Origin of the sequence: Desulfonema magnum, from assembly GCF_017377395.1 — a bacterium.
GTDB lineage: Bacteria > Desulfobacterota > Desulfobacteria > Desulfobacterales > 4be13 > Desulfonema_C > Desulfonema_C magnum.
The window spans coordinates 3,710,507-3,728,287 of sequence record NZ_CP061800.1 but is presented as its reverse complement, the minus strand read 5'-3'; the positions used below and the strand labels follow the sequence as shown (position 1 = coordinate 3,728,287).

Annotated in this window: 15 protein-coding genes; 9 read left to right on the top strand and 6 right to left on the bottom strand. The window is 44.1% G+C overall.

Features of this window, described 5'->3' with window-relative positions:
* The first annotated feature begins 650 nt into the window (after positions 1-650).
* From dnm_RS14450 to dnm_RS14430, 5 genes are all read left to right on the top strand, one after another.
* Positions 651-1,523 (top strand): hypothetical protein, encoded by an 873-nt coding sequence (locus dnm_RS14450; RefSeq protein WP_207683338.1) that lies wholly within the window; start codon positions 651-653, stop codon positions 1,521-1,523.
* Positions 1,524-1,751: 228 nt separating this feature from the next.
* On the top strand, positions 1,752-3,053 hold the full coding sequence (locus dnm_RS14445) for a CBS domain-containing protein (RefSeq protein WP_207683337.1): 1,302 nt from the start codon (positions 1,752-1,754) through the stop codon (positions 3,051-3,053).
* A 368-nt stretch (positions 3,054-3,421) separates the two neighbouring features.
* Positions 3,422-4,789, top strand: coding sequence for a DEAD/DEAH box helicase (locus tag dnm_RS14440; protein WP_207683336.1), 1,368 nt, complete (start codon positions 3,422-3,424; stop codon positions 4,787-4,789).
* 355 nt (positions 4,790-5,144) lie between these two features.
* Positions 5,145-5,438, top strand: coding sequence for a BrnT family toxin (locus dnm_RS14435; protein ID WP_207683335.1), 294 nt, complete (start codon positions 5,145-5,147; stop codon positions 5,436-5,438).
* Positions 5,435-5,683: a hypothetical protein gene (locus dnm_RS14430; protein WP_207683334.1), complete on the top strand. Its 249-nt coding sequence runs from the start codon at positions 5,435-5,437 to the stop codon at positions 5,681-5,683. Before dnm_RS14435 ends, dnm_RS14430 begins: the two co-directional genes overlap by 4 nt.
* Positions 5,684-5,855: 172 nt before the next feature.
* Here the strand turns inward: dnm_RS14430 and dnm_RS14425 are convergent, their stop codons facing one another.
* The 4 genes from dnm_RS14425 to dnm_RS14410 form a co-directional block, all read right to left on the bottom strand.
* Positions 5,856-7,025: a DUF4350 domain-containing protein gene (locus tag dnm_RS14425; RefSeq protein WP_207683333.1), complete on the bottom strand. Its 1,170-nt coding sequence runs from the start codon at positions 7,023-7,025 to the stop codon at positions 5,856-5,858.
* Between the two features lie 26 nt (positions 7,026-7,051).
* Positions 7,052-8,734: a hypothetical protein gene (locus tag dnm_RS14420; protein ID WP_207683332.1), complete on the bottom strand. Its 1,683-nt coding sequence runs from the start codon at positions 8,732-8,734 to the stop codon at positions 7,052-7,054.
* Entirely contained in the window at positions 8,718-8,969 is a 252-nt protein-coding gene (locus dnm_RS14415; protein ID WP_207683331.1) for a hypothetical protein, read from the bottom strand. Before dnm_RS14415 ends, dnm_RS14420 begins: the two co-directional genes overlap by 17 nt.
* 333 nt (positions 8,970-9,302) lie before the next feature.
* A complete protein-coding gene (locus dnm_RS14410) occupies positions 9,303-9,698 on the bottom strand; it encodes a hypothetical protein (protein WP_207683330.1) in 396 nt (131 codons plus the stop codon).
* A gap of 296 nt (positions 9,699-9,994) precedes the next feature.
* On the opposite strand from dnm_RS14410, the gene dnm_RS14405 reads away from it, so the two are divergent.
* The 4 genes from dnm_RS14405 (at position 9,995) to galE (ending at position 15,238) form a co-directional block, all read left to right on the top strand.
* On the top strand, positions 9,995-12,877 hold the full coding sequence (locus dnm_RS14405; RefSeq protein WP_207683329.1) for a methyl-accepting chemotaxis protein: 2,883 nt from the start codon (positions 9,995-9,997) through the stop codon (positions 12,875-12,877).
* Between the two features lie 190 nt (positions 12,878-13,067).
* The gene (locus dnm_RS14400) at positions 13,068-13,577 is read left to right on the top strand and encodes a chemotaxis protein CheW (protein WP_207683328.1); all 510 of its coding nucleotides are present in this window, start codon (positions 13,068-13,070) and stop codon (positions 13,575-13,577) included.
* 19 nt (positions 13,578-13,596) lie between these two features.
* Entirely contained in the window at positions 13,597-14,259 is a 663-nt protein-coding gene (locus dnm_RS14395; protein ID WP_207683327.1) for a chemotaxis protein CheD, read from the top strand.
* Between the two features lies 1 nt (position 14,260).
* Positions 14,261-15,238: a UDP-glucose 4-epimerase GalE gene (gene galE, locus dnm_RS14390; RefSeq protein WP_207683326.1), complete on the top strand. Its 978-nt coding sequence runs from the start codon at positions 14,261-14,263 to the stop codon at positions 15,236-15,238.
* Positions 15,239-15,320: 82 nt separating this feature from the next.
* Here galE and dnm_RS14385 read toward each other — a convergent pair whose 3' ends face one another.
* Together dnm_RS14385 and dnm_RS14380 are read right to left on the bottom strand one after the other, a co-directional pair.
* Entirely contained in the window at positions 15,321-16,856 is a 1,536-nt protein-coding gene (locus dnm_RS14385; RefSeq protein ID WP_207683325.1) for a hypothetical protein, read from the bottom strand.
* A gap of 85 nt (positions 16,857-16,941) precedes the next feature.
* A complete protein-coding gene (locus dnm_RS14380; protein WP_207683324.1) occupies positions 16,942-17,583 on the bottom strand; it encodes a hypothetical protein in 642 nt (213 codons plus the stop codon).
* Between the last annotated feature and the right edge of the window lie 198 nt (positions 17,584-17,781).

The following is a 17,781-nucleotide window of genomic DNA, read 5'->3' as shown; positions in this document are numbered from 1 at the left end:
CATGATACGCGTTGCAACAGGCTGACAAAAAGCACTCAGACGCTTCCTTTTTATAAAATCTTAGCTTAACAGATATTCATTCAGCATCCGGAGTTGGGAAAGTACCTGAAAAATTATCTGAATATCCAAAGGGAAACATGTAATATTCTGAACCGTGAAATGGAAGGAATTATCCGGGGGGTTACAAGATGCGAGGGTGTAGCTTGTCAATTTTTAATGGAAAGTGTTATTATTTTATTCTGATATGTAAAGCAACTGAAAATGAAAGATGCAGTTGTTTTAAGAAGTTTTGTGAAGAATCAGTTACATATTGAAGATACATTCACTTAATCTGGCGATGGGGGATGGTAGGGGGTCGCTGACTGATTGTTAATTCTGTCTTAGTCAGAGAAGTTCTCCGAGTGTCAGAAATTTAAAGTGTCATGTTGTCGAGATTTTTTCAGCCTCATATGTGTTCATTCCCTGATCTGTATAATTTTATGAAAGGAGAGTAAGCCACTGTTTCACTTATTAAAAATATCTATAGAAAAAATAAGACCTGATCTGAGAGTGCGAAAATTATTTTTTTTTGCGCTGACTCCGAAAAATTATTTTCGGACTCCGGATGTTATAATTTTCTCTACAATATAAAACCAAAAGGAAGTAAAAATATGTCAAAAAAAAGTATTGCGTCTATGGTCGTCGAAAATAAGACTGTTTTTATCGTGATTGCCATCGCTCTTTTTCTGATCGAATTGGAAATCTTTGCTGTTGCCGCCATGAAATCCGGCTGGGACTATAAAATGCAGATTCTGGATGACAAAGGAAATCTGATACATGAGACAGACGGAAAAAATCTGAGTGATTTCAATAAATATTATTTTGAAAAAACCCACGGCCCCTTTGAACAGTATCAGCGGAAACTTGTAAAAAACTATGTTCCCTTTCCGTTCAGAGCATGGTTTGTCGCGGCCGTGGGCATTCCCGTGGGTGTCATTCTCCTGTTCGCTTTTGTTGTAAGAGCGTATATCGCACTTTTTTATGGAGAAGAAAAAGAAGAAGAAGCAGATCTGCGCAAAGAGAACTATGGGACGCGTCTTGAAAAAATCATTGCCAGCGTCAGCGGTTTCAACATCTTTGCCATTGGTTTTCTTGTCTTTCTTGTGATCATATCTTATTGGATCATACCGGAGGTGGTCATCTATCTTGGGAAATTGGGAGAGGATACCATACTCAAGTATAAATGGTTTTTTCTGGCTGTTCTCTTAGCAGCTTTTGGCATTCTCGTATGGATCACTTATCTGAGATATCTTCTTGCCAAAAAAACCATTGACAGTCAGACAGAAGTGGATAAATTTCGTATGCAGCTTGAATTTAAGCAGACCGGCGGTCTTCCGCTTCAGTTGGAATATGATCATAATGAAATAAATGACAAACCGCTTCTCGGGTGGGATGATAAAAAAAACAATATTACCGGCAACGGCGATACACCGCCTTCAAAATCTGAAAAACCTAAGAAAAGCAGATTTTTTAAAAAAAATTGATTTTTATCTCTCGGAGAGTGGACAAACTGTCATTGATGCTATAATTTTTTTGTATAATAAAATATATAATAAAGTCATTCATGCTTTGTAGCGGTTCCAATAGCATGAGTGTGTTTAAAAAAATCGTTGCTGAGTGTGACGTCTGAGAGATTTTCTGCAAAACAGGTCCGAAAACAATGCAAAAAATGCAACGCAGACTTTCCACTCAATTTATCAGGGAAATATGTTATGGAAATTGTAACAACGCACAAAAACACTGATTTTGACGCTCTGGCTTCCACCATTGCCGCTACTCTTCTGTATCCGGGTACGATTCCGGTGCTTCCGAAGAATATAAACCCGAATGTCAAAGCTTTTTTATCAATCCATAAAGATATTTTCGGTATCCGTACACCCGATGAAATTGATTTAAACGACATCAGCAGACTGGTCGTTGTTGATATCAACAGATGGGACCGTCTTGACAAACAAATGGACATACTGAAGCAAAAAGACGATCTTGAAGTGATCCTGTGGGACCATCATACTATTAAAGGAGATATAAATCCGGCCTGGAAGTGCAGAGAGGAAATGGGCGCGAATATTACATTGATGGTACGACAGCTAAGAAAGAAAAAAATGGCACTGACGCCCATACAGGCCACGCTTTTTCTGACCGGGCTGTATGAAGACACAGGCAACCTGAGATTCCCTTCCACAAAATCCGAAGATGCTTATGCTGCTGCGTATTTGCTGGAACGTAACGCGGATTTAAATATTCTCAACTCCTTTCTGCGCCATCCTTACGGGGAAAAACAAAAAAATATTTTGTTTGAAATGCTGAAATCCGCAGAAAGGACTCAGGTAAACGGATATAAAATCAGCATAAACAAATTGCAGATCAAAGGGCATGTGAGCAGCCTTTCCGTGGTTGTTCAGATGTACAGAGAAATTGTAAATGTTGATGCGGCCTTTGGCATATTCACCAGCAAAAATAAGAAAAAATGTATGGTCATCGGCCGGGCCAATGCCGACAGCCTCAATATCGGGGCAATCATGCGGAACCTGGGCGGCGGAGGACATATAGGAGCGGGGTCTGCTATTCTGAAATCTGTGGACCCGGATACTGTGGAAGAAACAATAAAGGACATGATCGAAGGCCATCAGCAGTTATCAGCACAGCTCGGTGACATGATGTCTTTTCCGGTCTTTACCGTATCACCGGATACTAGTATGAAAGAGGTGGCAATCATGCTGAGGGAAAAAGGCTGCACAGGCGTTCCAGTGGTGGCAGATGAAAAGATAGTGGGAATTATCTCCAGAAGGGATTTTCAAAAATTGAGGAAAGACTCTGCCCTGGATGCGCCGGTCAAAGCCTTTATGACCACAAATGTAATGACCATAGAACCGGGAAAAAGTCCTGTTTATGCGGCCCGACTGATGGTAAAACATGATATCGGCCGTCTTCCGGTGGTGGAAAACGGGCGCATTATCGGCATTGTCACCCGCTCCGATGCCATGAACTACTTTTATGATCTTTTGCCAGAGTAATAATTGATAATTGATAATTGTTTGCCGGACGGGGTTTGCAACCCCGTCCGAAACGTTTCATTGCTGGTGATCCGGTAAAACATTTCAGACGGAGTTGCAAGCTTTGTTGGACGGGGTTGCAAACATTTCAGACGGAGTTGCAAGCTTTGTCGGACGGGGTTGCAAACATTTCGGACGGGGTTGCAAACCCCGTCCGGCAAAAAGGGGTTGCAAACCCCGTCCGGCAAAAAGGAGTTGCAAACCCCGTCCGGCAAAAAGGAGTTGCAAACCCCGTCCGGCAAAAAGGAGTTGCAAGTCCGGCAAAAAGTCCGGCAAAAAAATCTTAATTTAACATTCAGACATTCAAATAACTCAGTGACTCATCGCCAATGAAAATCACTATAACAAATCATCTCTTACTTTCTGACATTCCTGAGAACATAAAAGAGATTCTCACTGAAAGACTGAAATTTTCAAATCCCAAATGGCTTGAAAATCAGCGTATGCACCGATGGAACGATGACACTCCGAAACTGCTGAAGTTTTATACAGAAGTCAGACAGGGGCTTGTTATTCCGAGGGGATATGCCCGACAGCTGATTCTTTTGTGCAGGCATCATGATGTTTCATATGAGATTGAAGACCGAAGACGCGTCCTTGCGGAAGCTGATTTCAAGTTTAACGGAGAGCTAAAGTCTTTCCAGGAAAAAGCGGTCAGAGTGATGCTTTCAAAAGAGTTTGGCACACTGACCGCGCCCACTGCAAGCGGAAAAACCGTCATGGCTCTGTACATGATCGCACAGCGCAGGCAGCCTGCCTTAATCGTGACGCATACAAAAGAACTGGCTTTCCAATGGGTGAACCGGATCGGAGACTTCCTGGGAATCCCGGAAAAAGATGTGGGATTCATTGGCGGCGGAAAGAAGAATATCGGTGAAAAGATAACGGTCGCACTGGTGCAAACCCTTTATAAATGTGCGAATGAGGTCGCCAAACACATTGGATATCTGATTGTTGACGAATGCCACAGAGCGCCCAGCCGGACTTTTACAGAAGCTGTGACCGCTTTTGATTCAAAATATATGCTTGGCCTGTCCGCCACCCCCTGGCGTCGGGACAAGTTATCTGTGCTGATATTCTGGCATCTGGGAGATGTTCACCATGAAGTTGACAATTCTTCACTGGTTGAAAAAGGAGACATCCTTCAGGCTGAGGCCATTATCAGGGAAACAGATTTCAGGCCGTATTATGATCCGGTCAGAGAATACAGCAAGATGCTTTCCGAACTGACTGCTGATGATCAGAGAAATCAGCTCATCGCCTCGGATGTGGCCCGGGAGGCGAAACAGAGCCAGGGGGTTTTGCTGGTGTTGTCTGACAGAAAAAAACATTGTGAGACGCTGCAATCACTTTTAAAATACAAGTTCAAAGTATCCGCGGATCTGCTGACAGGAGATTTGAGCAACAGTCAGCGGCGGGCTGTGCTTGACCGGCTGAATAAGGGAGAGGTCAAAGTGCTGATTGCCACGGGTCAGTTGGTGGGCGAAGGGTTTGACTGCAAAGATTTGTCCACATTGTTCATTGCAACGCCCATCAGGTTCAGCGGGCGGGTGGTGCAGTATCTCGGAAGGATTTTAAGGGCAGCTCCGGGTAAGAAAAAGGCCAGGGTTTTTGATTATGTGGACAGTCATGTGGGCCCGTTGAAAGCAGCCGCGAAAGCAAGACAGTTCGTGTATCAGCGGGACCGGCTTTCTTGAGGAGTGCGAAAATTTTATTTTCGCATAAGCATATCAAGGAGTGCGAAAATTTTATTTTCGCATAAGCATATCAAGGAGTGCGGAAATTTTATTTTCGCATAAGCATATCAAAGTTGCCAATCTTGCTGAAGATGAACAATAACTTTTTTTTCCTATGCTTTTTAATATCTGTACAAAATAAAGCAACGGGCAACAGCGGTACAGTGGCTAACAGGGTGGAAAGACGATAAATTGAAATATGTATTTAATGTCAGTGTGTTTTGCGGATTCGGTTAATTGGATTAATGCTTATACCAACTTCGCATTTAATTGGACAGATGGCGGAACAGGAAGATAGGCGTAGAACAGGGCAGATATGAAATTTGAATGGGATCCGAATAAAGAGAAAATCAATATACGGGAACATGGGATAACATTTGAACAGGCGTCATATGTGTTTGCAGATCCGTTCGCGTTGAACAAATACGACGGCGATCACTCGGAAAACGAGGACAGATGGATACTGCTGGGGAAATCGTTAGGCGAGGCTGTTCTTGTTGTTGTTCATACTTTCAGAGATGATGACGGCACAGAGTCTGTGAGAATTATCAGTGCCAGAAGAGCTACAAAAAAAGAAAAACAGGCATATCATGAAAGGTGTCCGAAATGAAGAAAGAATATGATTTTACAAATGCGGAGCAGGGCAGATTCTACAGACCGCTTGAGGAATTGGATATTCCGATCTATCTGGATAAAGAAGTTAAAAAATTTTTCTTTGAAAATATCCGATATAAAGACAGCAATTTTTCCTTAAATGAGATTATCAATTCGCTAATTAAGAAAGATATAGAAATCTCCAGAAAGTTGCTGCCTGAACAAAAACAGCATAACCCGTCGCTGCTCGTGCCAAGATAATATCGGGGTCGTTAGGATCGGGGGACATGCATAGCCCGTGAAATTCGATAAGGCCGTCCGGCGGGTGGTCCCCCGGGAACTACGAGAACTGTGAATAAGTAGTTGGGAGCGACAGTCCCGAATGTGCAAATAGCAAGTTTCCGGAACATTGTCGGGATCTGAATTGCACGCCTTACTTTTTTGAAAGAATCTGACAGATATCCTGATATCCTCTGACCGGGTCTTTATCCGTCAAAGCCTTTATCTGTTCCAATTTCTCATTCGGCAATTCCCTGCCGGGATTCAGTGACTTTTCCCATTCTTTCACACACACGCCCAGAATTTCAGCAGGGGGAATATTCCGCCGAAGCAGGCTGACCATGCCTTCGGTGGTGTCTTTTTCCGAAGCAAAATCATAGTCATCTGTCAACGCGTCATCGTCAGGAGGCGGAACAAAATATGTGGAATTTTTCCAGACAAACAACCCGGCAAGCAGGAGAATTCCCCAGAAAAGCCCCTGAAGACCGTATTTTCGGGCAAGACCTGCGACGCCCGGTTGTTCCCGAAGTCCCAGATGTGATTCATCAAAAATCACACGGGTATTTTTTCCCATGAACCAGAGAAGCAATGCAGGATAACGTTCCTTTTGCAATGCTTCGTTGCTGAACAAATATGAGTCCGCAGAAAAGACAATGCTTCCCCTGCCAAATTGTTTTTCAATAATGACCGGATGGCCGTCACACTCATAAATCACCTTCCAGGGGTTCGCCAGTTCTTCAAAATAAAGTGCGGTATGCCAGGAAAGGGAGTACGGAAGGTCTTTTTCAGGTAAAACTTTCTGAGCTTTTTTTATGGTGTCAGGCTTTTCATCGGGTTCAAAACGAGAAAAATTTATTCCCCAGCGATCTGCAAGAGGAAGAGAAGAAATTTTTTTCAATTTTTTTGTAAACCCCCTCCTTTTTACAGGAAAGAAGGAAAAGATCACGCGTCCTCCCTCAGCCGCTATCTCCTCAAAATGTCTGAGGGACAGTTCATCCGCAGATTTCATCTGATATACATTGATTCCCAAGTAAAAAATGGTGGTATCCTGCTCAGGGCGCATATCGGACAGGCGGAGAAAATTGCGGCCGACCGACACATATTCCAAATTTTCGAGGCTTTCATAAAAACCCCTTGTTCCCAGCGGATCCGAGCGAAGGGATGAATACTTGGGATAAACATCTCCCGTCTCGAAGCGCAGCGCGAACAGCCTGACCATCCCGATCATAAACACGCTGAAAATAATGAGCAAAAAAAGAATAAGTATTTTGTGATTTGTGATTTGTGATTCGTGATTTGTGATTTGTGATTCGTGATTTGTCATTTGTGATTTGTGATTTGTGGTTTGATTCAAATTTCCAGTTTCAATTTTTCATAATTCTCGGCGAACAGGCTCACATCTTTCTGATTCACTTCGTACATCCCATACCACACTTTGTCAAAAACCTGTACGCATGTTAAGAAAAGAGACAAAAGGGCTTGCTTTTCATGCGCTCGTCTGTAAAGTTCCTGTTGGTAATCCCGGTTGGATTTGTATTTGGCGATGGTAATCATTTCATGTTCCGCCAAATGTGCGAGTGTCGCCAGATAGAACGCCCGGACAGCCATTCGCAGTTCACCTTTTTCCAACAATTCTTTTGCCATCAGCAGCCAGCGGTCTGCCGGAAGATCATCAGCTCTGATTTCATCATCTGTTAAATCAGGCGCGGAAGGGATCGCTTTACTGACAGTTTTCACCTCAGTTTTTTTACGCTTGCGCCGTGTCAGCCAGAAGAAAATGGCTAAGATACATGTCAGGAGAACAAGGAGTGTGAGGAAGATATTCCGCACCGAGGGCATCCAATCTGAAGCCGCCCGAAGTTCTCTGATTCGGTGATTGTCAGGTAAAAGCTGGTCCAGCCGTTTCAGCACACTGTTTATTAATCGTTTGACAGTTTTTCCAAAGCTTTTAATTTTTTTTATAATCCAATTCATTAATGATTCAAAAGGTCCCGGAGGCTCATATGCTTCCCGAATTTCCTCACGCGGCATACGCCAGGTGAATTTCCGCTGACTCATGATTTTATTTATGGATTGGTCCAGCTCCTTTGAAGAAATCGTTTTTGAGAATTGAGAATGGAGAATTGAGAATTGAGAATTCAAATTTCCATTCTCCATTCTCCATTCTCCATTCTCCATTCCTCCCAGGGCAGCATTTGGCATCCAGGAAAAAAAAAGCAGTATCATAACCAGTTTTTTTCCATAAAGGGAAAAGTTTTTCAATTCCACTTTCAGGTCTTCTCCTGATTTAAGGGATGATCCGTAAAAGCACCGGAGCGCATAGACTGTTTTTACCAGCGGATCCATACATAAATAAGTGATACTGAATATCGCTGCCAAAAAAGTGGTATTGAGTACACTCAGTCCGCTCATTGTAAACAAGGTCTCAATACCGAGAAGCGTTTTCAGCATCCTCGGGAGTAAAAAAACAGTGACAGCCAGATTCAGAAAAATAAAGCTGCCAAAAAGAAAAAAAACAAATAACAGGATGTGATTTTGTCTGGGCCAGCGTCTTGCCTGTTCCCACGCTTTTTTGCATATCTGTTTTGTATCCTGAAATTCACCGTCATCCTCCGCGGAAACATTCTGATAAAAAGCATAACACCAGCCAAAAGGAATTGTCAGCATAAGCGCCACGGGCAGGACAATAAATCCGGTGGGCTGGATGATGGTCTGTGTCACGGCCAGGCTCATCATACGACGGAAAGACCAGTGAGGCATTGGCTTTCGGCTGATCTGACTTCTGACGTGAACCAGAAAAGCAGCCTGCCAGCATTTCATCCACACAAACAGAATGGCGATGCCAAATGAGGAGACAGCGCAATATTCTCTTGCAAAGGCGTTTCGGCTCATATCTCCCCAGAAATAAAGCAGGCCGAGGATAAAAGGCAGGGTCCCGATATAATAAACAGAAAGGAGACTGAATGGTGAGAGGCGCAGCAGGTGGACGGCCTCATCTGTGATTTCGAATGCTCTTTTACCTCGGTGTGCCATTATGTTTTTCGCCTTGTCTGACCTGTTTGTTTAATTCTTCTTCGCTCATATCCGTTTCTCTGCTCCGGGGGATTGACAGCTCCTTCGGAACGGTTCGGATTTGCCAATCCGGACCGAGCGTGACAGAGTTGTTATTTGGGAAGCGGGTGACGCGAAGCCAAACACCGGATCGCCCATAACTGGCAAGCTCACTGTCAGACTCAGTTTCCTGTCCATTAATGATTATGTCTTGCATGTTTATATTTTTTTGATGAGAAGGATTACTTGCTCTCTTTATTTTAATGCTTTTCAACTAACCAATAGTCTATATGATTTTCGTTCAACAATCAACCATAAAACCATCGCCAGTCCTGCGCAAGTAGTGGTGATAAGATTCAGCGGGCTGATTATTCGGGGGACTGAACGGGATTCATCACGACCTTTGCAGGGCCACCAAACCATCTTCATACAATAAATAACTCGATAACACAAAAAAATTATTTATAAACAAAAGATTATTTTTTTCAAATTGCATTTGATTTTTTTCTATAGCTATGCCATAGAACAGATGAACAATATGTATTTTTTGTCACTCGATGATCAAGTTTTCTGACCCGATTCGAACAAAAAACTTGTCATTCCTGCGAAAGCAGGAATCCGTTTTTGGCCGACGCAGCGTTCCGGAAGCATTGGATTCCTGCTTTCGCAGGAATGACAGAAAAAAACTTGACCATCGAGTGTCAGCGTTCAGGGCAGTCTGAACCAATGCCGGGTCGGCGCGTTCACAAGAGAAGCTATGATTTCGGTAATTCTTTTTTGTGAAGTCTGTCGGTCGGGCAGATATGCAGCTCATTGTTACTGACTTCAAATCGGCCAGTTTTCGGCTCGCAGATTCCGCAACCCACGCATTGATCCGGCACATGCCGGGAATAGCGGAAATCTGTTCCGGTGTGATCTTACCTTCTTCCACGAGAAACTTTGCCAATATCTGATCTTCGGTTATCCTTAAAGTCTGGATTTGTTTGAAAAATCAGCGGATTGTCGGGTTCCCGGCATCTTCAGTGTAACCGTCTGATTTTTAAAAATTTTATATTAAAATCAACCCGTCCCGAGTTCTGACAAAACTTATATTACGCAGGTAATATTTCAAAATTTCAAGAAAAATATCAACAGGCTTAAATGTTACCCGTGAATTCGACGGAATGTGAAAGATATCAGTGCAACCTGTGTTCATCAGTGTCAATCAGTGGTTCGGACGCTTTCACAAAAGGATATTAAACAATGTCATCTGTATTAAATAACTTACCAATTAAAACCAAATTCATAATTATCTTCGGTGTTTTTCTGACGGTTTCCTTATTTTCCATATGGGGAATGGCGGAAATTGCAACAGCGAACCATTTGCAAAAGATGGAAAGAGATCATATTGAATTTTCAACTCTTCTTCAATTTCATGCCCGGAAATATGTCCGGCTAATGAAAGAAGGGAGCGACAATTCCCGATCCCTGGCTTATGAGATGTTAAATGCAAGGTCCGACAACAGCCAGGAAATGGGCATCCTTCAATTAACAGAAGAAATGGTGAAACTCCAACAGGGCGTGTTTATTGTTACAAGTAAGACAGAAAGGACATTGTTCAGGTGGTTCGGTTTTGGCATGGCATTTGATATTGCGGCCTCGGGTCCTCCGGATATGTATGCTTTACAGAAGCTTCTGGAACAGTTGGATCGAAAAATAATTCCCCTTGAAAAATTTGAAAAAAAGTTTTTGGATGGTATTGCTTCGATTAACGAAAGAAGTTCAAGATTTGCCCCTATTGTCAATGAAGCTGCCCTTTTTGTCAGAGATTTGATGATTATATTAAACATTGTTTTATCATTCGTATCAGGTTTGCTGCTGATTTTTATTTTTATGCCGATCATCATATCCATAAAATATTTTACAGACGTGTCAAAAATCATTGCAGACGGTGACCTGAATAAAGAGATAACCATTGATCAGAAAGATGAAATCGGCAAGCTGGCACAGGCTTTTCGTGGCATGCAACACCAGATAAAAGATGTTGCCAAAGAGATAAATACGCTGACGCTTCAGATTCGGGAAGGCAGACTTGATACCCGGGGCAAATCAGACGCTTTTGACGGAGGCTGGCGTGAACTTATTCACGGAATAAACAATCTCATTGAGGCATTTGTTTCTCCGATATATGTCACGGCTCAGTATGTTGACCGGATATCCAAAGGGGATATTCCGGAAAAAATTACCGAGGCATATAAGGGGGATTTTAACAAAATCAGGAAAAACCTGAACCAATGTATTGATGTCGTAAATGGCTTGGTGGCCGAAACCGTCATGCTGACGGAAAGTGCTGTGAACGGAAGACTTGGCACAAGGGGAAACCCTGAAAAATTTGGCGGTGACTATGCAAGAATTGTCAGCGGCATCAATAATACGCTGGATTCGGTCATCAGACCGTTAAATGTCGCGGCAGCTTATGTAAACCGTATCTCCAAAGGGGACTTTCCTGAGAAGATCACAGATGAATATAAGGGAGATTTCAACGAGATCATAAACAATCTCAACATATTAATATCCAATCTCAGAGGAACAGTTGACGTGGCGGAAAAAGTTGCAGGCGGGGACCTGTCGGTGGAGGTAAATGTTTTGTCAGAAAAGGATGTCCTGGGAAAATCACTTTCCACAATGGTAAGCAACATCAGAAACATTCTCGAGGAAATCAGCAGTCTGACGCAGGCAGCCCTGGAAGGTGATCTTGATAACCGGGGAAGTGCGGAGAAATTTGAGGGCGAGTATGCCAGAATTGTCAGAGAGGTGAACAAAACCCTGGATGCCGTAATCAGCCCCCTGAAAATGGCGGCCGGATATGTGAATCAGATTTCCAAAGGGAATATTCCTGATAAAATCAGCGAACAATACAAAGGAGATTTCAATGAAATCAGACAGAATATCAATCATCTCATTGATGTCGTGAACGGTCTGGTAGCGGAAACTGTCATGCTGACAAAAAGCGCGGTCGCGGGTAAACTTGATACCCGCGGAGATGCGGAAAAATTCGGCGGAGACTACGCCTGTATCGTCAAAGGTATTAACGATACATTGGATGCGGTGATCGGCCCTTTGAAAATGGCAGCCGGATATGTGGATCAGATTTCCAGAGGAGATATTCCAGAGGAGATTACCCAGGCATACAAGGGAAATTTCAACGAGATCAGAAATAATATCAATATAATGATCAAAAATCTCAACCAGTTTGCCATCAGTGTTCAGACCGCTGCAAAACAAGTGAGTTCTGGCAGCGAACAGCTGAGTACCAGTGCTGAGGAAATGGCCCATGGCGCGAATCAGCAGGCCGCGACCGTTGAAGAGATTTCAGGTTCCATGGAGGAAATGAACAGCACAGTGGAGCAGAATGCCGATAATGCCCGGGAGACCTCCCAAATTGCCATGAAAGCGGCTCTGGATGCTCAGGAAGGAGGGAAAGCAGTCGCAGAGACAGTTCAGGCCATGAAGCATATTTCGGACAAAATCAGCATTATTGAAGATATCGCCCGGCAGACCAATATGCTGGCGCTGAACGCAGCCATTGAAGCGGCCCGGGCCGGTGAAAACGGCAAAGGATTCGCAGTGGTCGCGTCTGAAGTTCGCAAACTCGCTGAACGCAGTCAGACCGCGGCCAAAGAAATTGGTCTGCTCTCTGTGTCCAGTGTTGAAATTGCCGAAAAAGCTGGCAGGCTTTTTGAAGAAATAGCGCCCGGAATCCGGAAAACAGCGGAACTGGTTCAGGAAATCAGCGCGTCCGGCAAAGAGCAGGCTGGCGGCATCGCACAGGTCAATAACGCTGTTCAGCAGCTGGACCAGGTCATCCAGCAGAATGTTGTTGGGACAGAACAAATGGCGTCAACCAGTCAAAGCTTCTCCTCCCAGGCAGAACACCTTTTGCACATTGCCTCATTTTTTAAAGTTTCCAAACTGTCATATGCCAGTATTCCGAGGCTCTCGACATCTCAGAAGTCTTCAAATATGAACATGAATCATGCTGAACTGGAAAAGCATCTGCCCGGACTTTTTACAGAGGAAGGGGCAGAGGGAGGATTCGTTTTAGATATAGACGGACCCAATGACAGCGAGTTTCAACGATATTAAGCATCTTACGTCGTTGCCAGAAAAAGGAGTGCTGAAATTACATTTTAGCCCGCTTTGGGTATTCCTGACTACCGGGAATCATCTGTTGCTAACATGTAATTTCAGCGCTCCTTTTAGTTCATTCGAAAAAATTTTTCTGCTCCGTAACACAAGCTCGGCAATGACAAATGACCTATCAGGAGAGAATATTATGGATCAATGCGAAGGAATTCAATCAAATCAGTATCTTACTTTCAGACTTGGGGAAGAGATGTTTGCCCTTGAAATTAATAAAGTTCGGGAAGTGCTGGATATTACTGTTATCACCAAAGTTCCCCGAATGCCGGACCTTCTCAAAGGGGTGATCAACCTGCGCGGCGATGCGGTCCCGGTGATTGACCTGAGACTCAGCCTGGATATGAAGGCCAGTCAGGAAACACCGGACACCTGCATCGTGATCGTGGAGCTTGAAATTGACGGTGAACTGACGCAAATGGGACTGCTGGCAGATTCGGTGGAGGAAGTGATTAATCTTCAGATTGGCCAAATTAATCCGCCTCCCCGGCTTGGGACCCGGCTCAGAACCGAATTTATCAAAGGCATTGGAAAACAGGATAAGAATTTTCTGATCATTCTCGATATGGACAAAGTGCTGTCCGAGGACGAACTGGACGTAGTGCGAAGCGTGGGAGAAGAATTAAAACCTGACTCGAAAGACTGAAATGGAAGATATAAAATAAGTGAAGAAAAGAACCAGTATTTACATCGGTGAATATTATGCGAGCAAGCGCCCAGCAGTCATAGAAACGCTGGTAGGGTCATGTGTGGCAGTGTGTCTGTTTGATCCCGTGACACAAATCGGAGGGATGAATCATATTCTCCTGCCGGGAAAGGCAGATATGAAACATTTTGACGCACCGGCCCGTTATGGCATTAATGCAATGGAGTTGCTGATCAACCGGATTATGAATCTGGGGGGAAATCGCCATTCTCTGATTGCAAAGGCATTCGGCGGTGCCCATCTGCTTCCGGCTATTTCCAAAGAAAACGGAGTGGGGAGAAAAATTACATCATTTGTTGTTGAATTTTTGAAAAATGAGTCAATCAGAATGGTCAGCTATGATTTGAAAGGTCATGAATCCCGAAGGATTTATTTTCATACAGATACAAGTGACGTGTTTTTAAAACGTATCCCTTCCAGATATTATTCGAATATCACTGTCAACGAACTGAAAATGCTCAACTATGTGCGAAGAGAATCTCGGAAGCCGGCTGATGTGGACCTGTTTTATGATAACTGGAAACAAAAACCAGTTCAATCCCGCCGCCAAAGAGAGAACTTAAAAAGCATCTTTTTATGTAAAAGGTGGGACACACCCATTCATTTATCGGAAACTATTTGAAATGAAAAAATATTCAATACTGGTCCCGGGAGGCGCGGGTTATATTGGCAGTCATATTGTTAAGGAACTGCTTCATGCGGGGCATCATGTGATTACGCTGGACAATCTTTCCACAGGTTATCGGGATATGGTCACAGGCGGGCTGTTCATTAAAGGCAGCCTTGAGAATAAATCATTACTTGATGATATATTCTCGGAATACCAAATTGACGCGGTAATGCACCTCGCGGCTGTTTCCCTTGTCGGGGAATCGGTTGAACTTCCGCTGAAATATTATCAAAATAACGTGGCCGGAACAGTAAATCTTCTAAATTCAATGTTACGCCATAACGTGAAATGTTTCATTTTTTCATCTTCGGCTGCTGTGTATGGCAAACCTGAAAACATCCCGATCACCGAAAATCATCCGTGTGATCCCACCAATCCTTACGGCAGAACAAAGAACTTCGTGGAGCAAATCCTGAAAGATTGCGATTCTGCATACAATCTCAGATATGTGAGCCTGCGTTATTTTAACGCGGCCGGGGCAGATGAGTCTGGTAAAATCGGGGAACGGCACACTCCTGAAACCCACCTGATCCCTCTGATTCTCAAAACCGCAACAGGAGAACGTGAAAACATCAGAATTTTCGGCACAGATTATCCCACGGCCGACGGCACATGTATCAGAGATTATGTTCATGTCAGCGATCTGGCACAGGCACATCTTCTGGCTCTGAACGCGCTTCTTGACGGAAGCAGAAGTGCGGTTTACAATCTTGGCAACAGCAGAGGATATTCAGTTCGGGAAGTCATTGAGTTAGCCAGGAAGGTGACAGGCAGGCCCGTTTCAGTCATTGAAGCGGAAAGAAGACCCGGTGATCCCCCCGTACTGGTGGCCAATTCCGACAAAATCCGAAAACAGCTCGGATGGAAGCCCCGATATGAAGACCTGGAAACAATTATCAGAACCGCCTGGAGAATTGAGAATAGAAACTGACAGCTTATCTTTCATGTTTCGGGTTCCAAGCTTACCACTTCCGGTGTAAAATTTTCAATTTTCAATTCTCAATTCTCAATTCTCAATTCTCAATTTTCCCGCTTATGACCTGAAGGTTATATATAACATCTTCCAGCGTTATTTTTCCATCATCGTTGGCATCACCGGGAAGGCATACTCCGGGGAACGTAAAGGTTGCATGGATGCTATGGTTTTTAATGACAGACGGAAACGTGTAAGTGCTTACGGAGCCTACGGATTTATTATCTACCAAAATATCATCCACGATATATCCACAACTGTGATAGATGGTGAAGGTCTGGCTTTCTCCTTCGGGCACCTGAATCTGACCGGACGGGCTGATACTTCCGTTTTCTTCTGACGTGGCTGTGATTATATATGTTACCCCGCTTTTCTTAAAGGTTACATGAATGGTATGGTTAGCGGTGACATTTGGGAAAGTATAATTCTCTATCGGCCCCATGGATTGTTCGTCCACCAAGACATTTTCCACGATATATCCGGTCTCCATATACATTGAAAATGCCTTACTTTCACCCTCATTCACCAAAACGCTGCCCGGGGGGCCTATACTTCCTCCTTCCCCTGCTGTCGCATTTATTGTATATTGAGTGCCTCCGCTCAGAGGGACGAAGGTGACATGGATTTCATAGTTTTTCATAACATCTGTAAAAGTGTGACTGGTTTTTGGTCCTTCTGATTTTCCATCTATGGTCACATCCGCCACTTTATATCCGACATCAGGCGCCATTATAAAGGTCCTGTCTTCCCCCTTGTTTACCACTATATCACCAAGCGGGCTGATACTTCCGTTTTCACCTGATGTGGCTTTAATTGTATATTGAGTTTCTGTACTCGTTTCAAAGGTGACATGAATGGTATGGTTGTCAGAAACATTCTGAAAAGCATAGGTGGTTCTTGCTCCCTGTGATTCTCCATCCACTGTCACATCTGCGACTTTATATCCGGGATGAGGATTCATCAGAAAATACCAGTTTGTCCCTTCATCTAACGGGATATCGCCTGCCGGGTCTATGCTTCCGTTTTCTCCTGATGTGGCTGAGATCGTATATTTATTTCCACTGGGAACAGTTGTGGTTGTAGTTATGGTTGTAGTTAAAGTCGTAGTCGTAGTGCCCCCCGTCGTTGTAGTTGTGGTTGCTGTCCCTGTGGTTGTGGTTGTTGTCTCTGTGGTTGTAGTTGTGGTTGTAGGTTCCTCTGGTGTTGTGGTAAAAGTCACCATGTCGCTCGACCTTGAGTATAGCACGTCACCGTCAGCCAGTATTGAGTAAATAACAAAATTGTAAGAGGTATTGGGAGACAGCCCCTCAATCATTCCTCCGTTATTGGCGACCGGAGTCTGACCAAAGCAGTTTTCTCGCGTCGGGTTCGGATTATCCGTCGTATCCCAGCAGGCCCCCTTCTCAATGGGCTTGATCATCTCGTTGTAACTTGCACTGAAGGCCGCTGTTGTGCCCGTGATATCTGTCACTTCCAGGTGCCCGCCGGCCACAACGGCCAAGGCCGGCGTGACAAAACTTATTCCAGTCACCAAGGTCAAGATAATAATTAAGCTGATGAATGTTCCCTTTTTCATTTTTTCCTCCTTCAGAAAATGAGTATTTTTTATGAGTTGCATGTTGGGGATCCCGAATAAGCCCGCTTTCCGGAGTGCCAAACTTTCAGTTTGGCAGGGGCTGTCTCCGGTCCGAGTATCTGATGACATTGCCAAACTGCAAGTTTGGCACTCCGGATACCTTGAGTATCTGAGGATATTGCCAAACTGCAAGTTTGCCACTCCGGATACCTTGAGTATCTGAGGACATTGCCAAACTGCAAGTTTGCCACTCCGGATACCTTGAGTATCTGAGGACATTGCCAAACTGCAAGTTTGCCACTCCGGCTACCTTGAGTATCTGAGGACATTGCCAAACTGCAAGTTTGCCACTCCGGATACCTTGAGTATCTGAGGACATTGCCAAACTGCAAGTTTGCCACTCCGGATACCTTGAGTATCTGAGGACATTGCCAAACTGCAAGTTTGGCACTCCGGATACCTTGAGTATCTGAGGACATTGCCAAACTGCAAGTTTGGCGTTCCGGATACCTTGAGTATCTGAGGACATTGCCAAACTGCAAGTTTGCCACTCCGGATACCTTGAGTATCTGAGGACATTGCCAAACTGCAAGTTTGCCACTCCGGATACCTTGAGTATCTGATGACATTGCCAAACTGCAAGTTTGGCATTCCGGATACCTGGACGATGTCTGATTTTAAGCAGATTGAAAGTTTTCACAGCTCTGCCAAACTGCAAGTCTGGCACTCCGGATACCTTGATAATGAAGGTTCTCGCAGTTCTGTCTTAATTTTTTGACATTCCCATTTCACAGAAATTGCGTAAACGCGGAACCGCGAGCCAGGGCCTTCAATTCTCGAAATTGCCCATCAGACGGTTTTAGCCTGCGCTTTACCGTGTTTCGGCCGCGTCGTCTTTCAGTCAGTGATTCAGTCCGCTGATTTT

Bases quoted from the DNA above. Each gene is read 5' to 3' on its own strand.
- dnm_RS14420 (WP_207683332.1), bottom strand. From the start codon at position 8,734: ATGGCACACCGAGGTAAAAGAGCATTCGAAATCACAGATGAGGCCGTC.
- dnm_RS14400 (WP_207683328.1), top strand. From the start codon at position 13,068: ATGGATCAATGCGAAGGAATTCAATCAAATCAGTATCTTACTTTCAGA.
- dnm_RS14415 (WP_207683331.1), bottom strand. From the start codon at position 8,969: ATGCAAGACATAATCATTAATGGACAGGAAACTGAGTCTGACAGTGAG.
- dnm_RS14405 (WP_207683329.1), top strand. From the start codon at position 9,995: ATGTCATCTGTATTAAATAACTTACCAATTAAAACCAAATTCATAATT.
- dnm_RS14440 (WP_207683336.1), top strand. From the start codon at position 3,422: ATGAAAATCACTATAACAAATCATCTCTTACTTTCTGACATTCCTGAG.
- dnm_RS14425 (WP_207683333.1), bottom strand. From the start codon at position 7,025: ATGACAAATCACGAATCACAAATCACAAATCACGAATCACAAATCACA.
- dnm_RS14450 (WP_207683338.1), top strand. From the start codon at position 651: ATGTCAAAAAAAAGTATTGCGTCTATGGTCGTCGAAAATAAGACTGTT.
- dnm_RS14435 (WP_207683335.1), top strand. From the start codon at position 5,145: ATGAAATTTGAATGGGATCCGAATAAAGAGAAAATCAATATACGGGAA.
- dnm_RS14430 (WP_207683334.1), top strand. From the start codon at position 5,435: ATGAAGAAAGAATATGATTTTACAAATGCGGAGCAGGGCAGATTCTAC.
- dnm_RS14385 (WP_207683325.1), bottom strand. From the start codon at position 16,856: ATGAAAAAGGGAACATTCATCAGCTTAATTATTATCTTGACCTTGGTG.
- galE (WP_207683326.1), top strand. From the start codon at position 14,261: ATGAAAAAATATTCAATACTGGTCCCGGGAGGCGCGGGTTATATTGGC.
- dnm_RS14445 (WP_207683337.1), top strand. From the start codon at position 1,752: ATGGAAATTGTAACAACGCACAAAAACACTGATTTTGACGCTCTGGCT.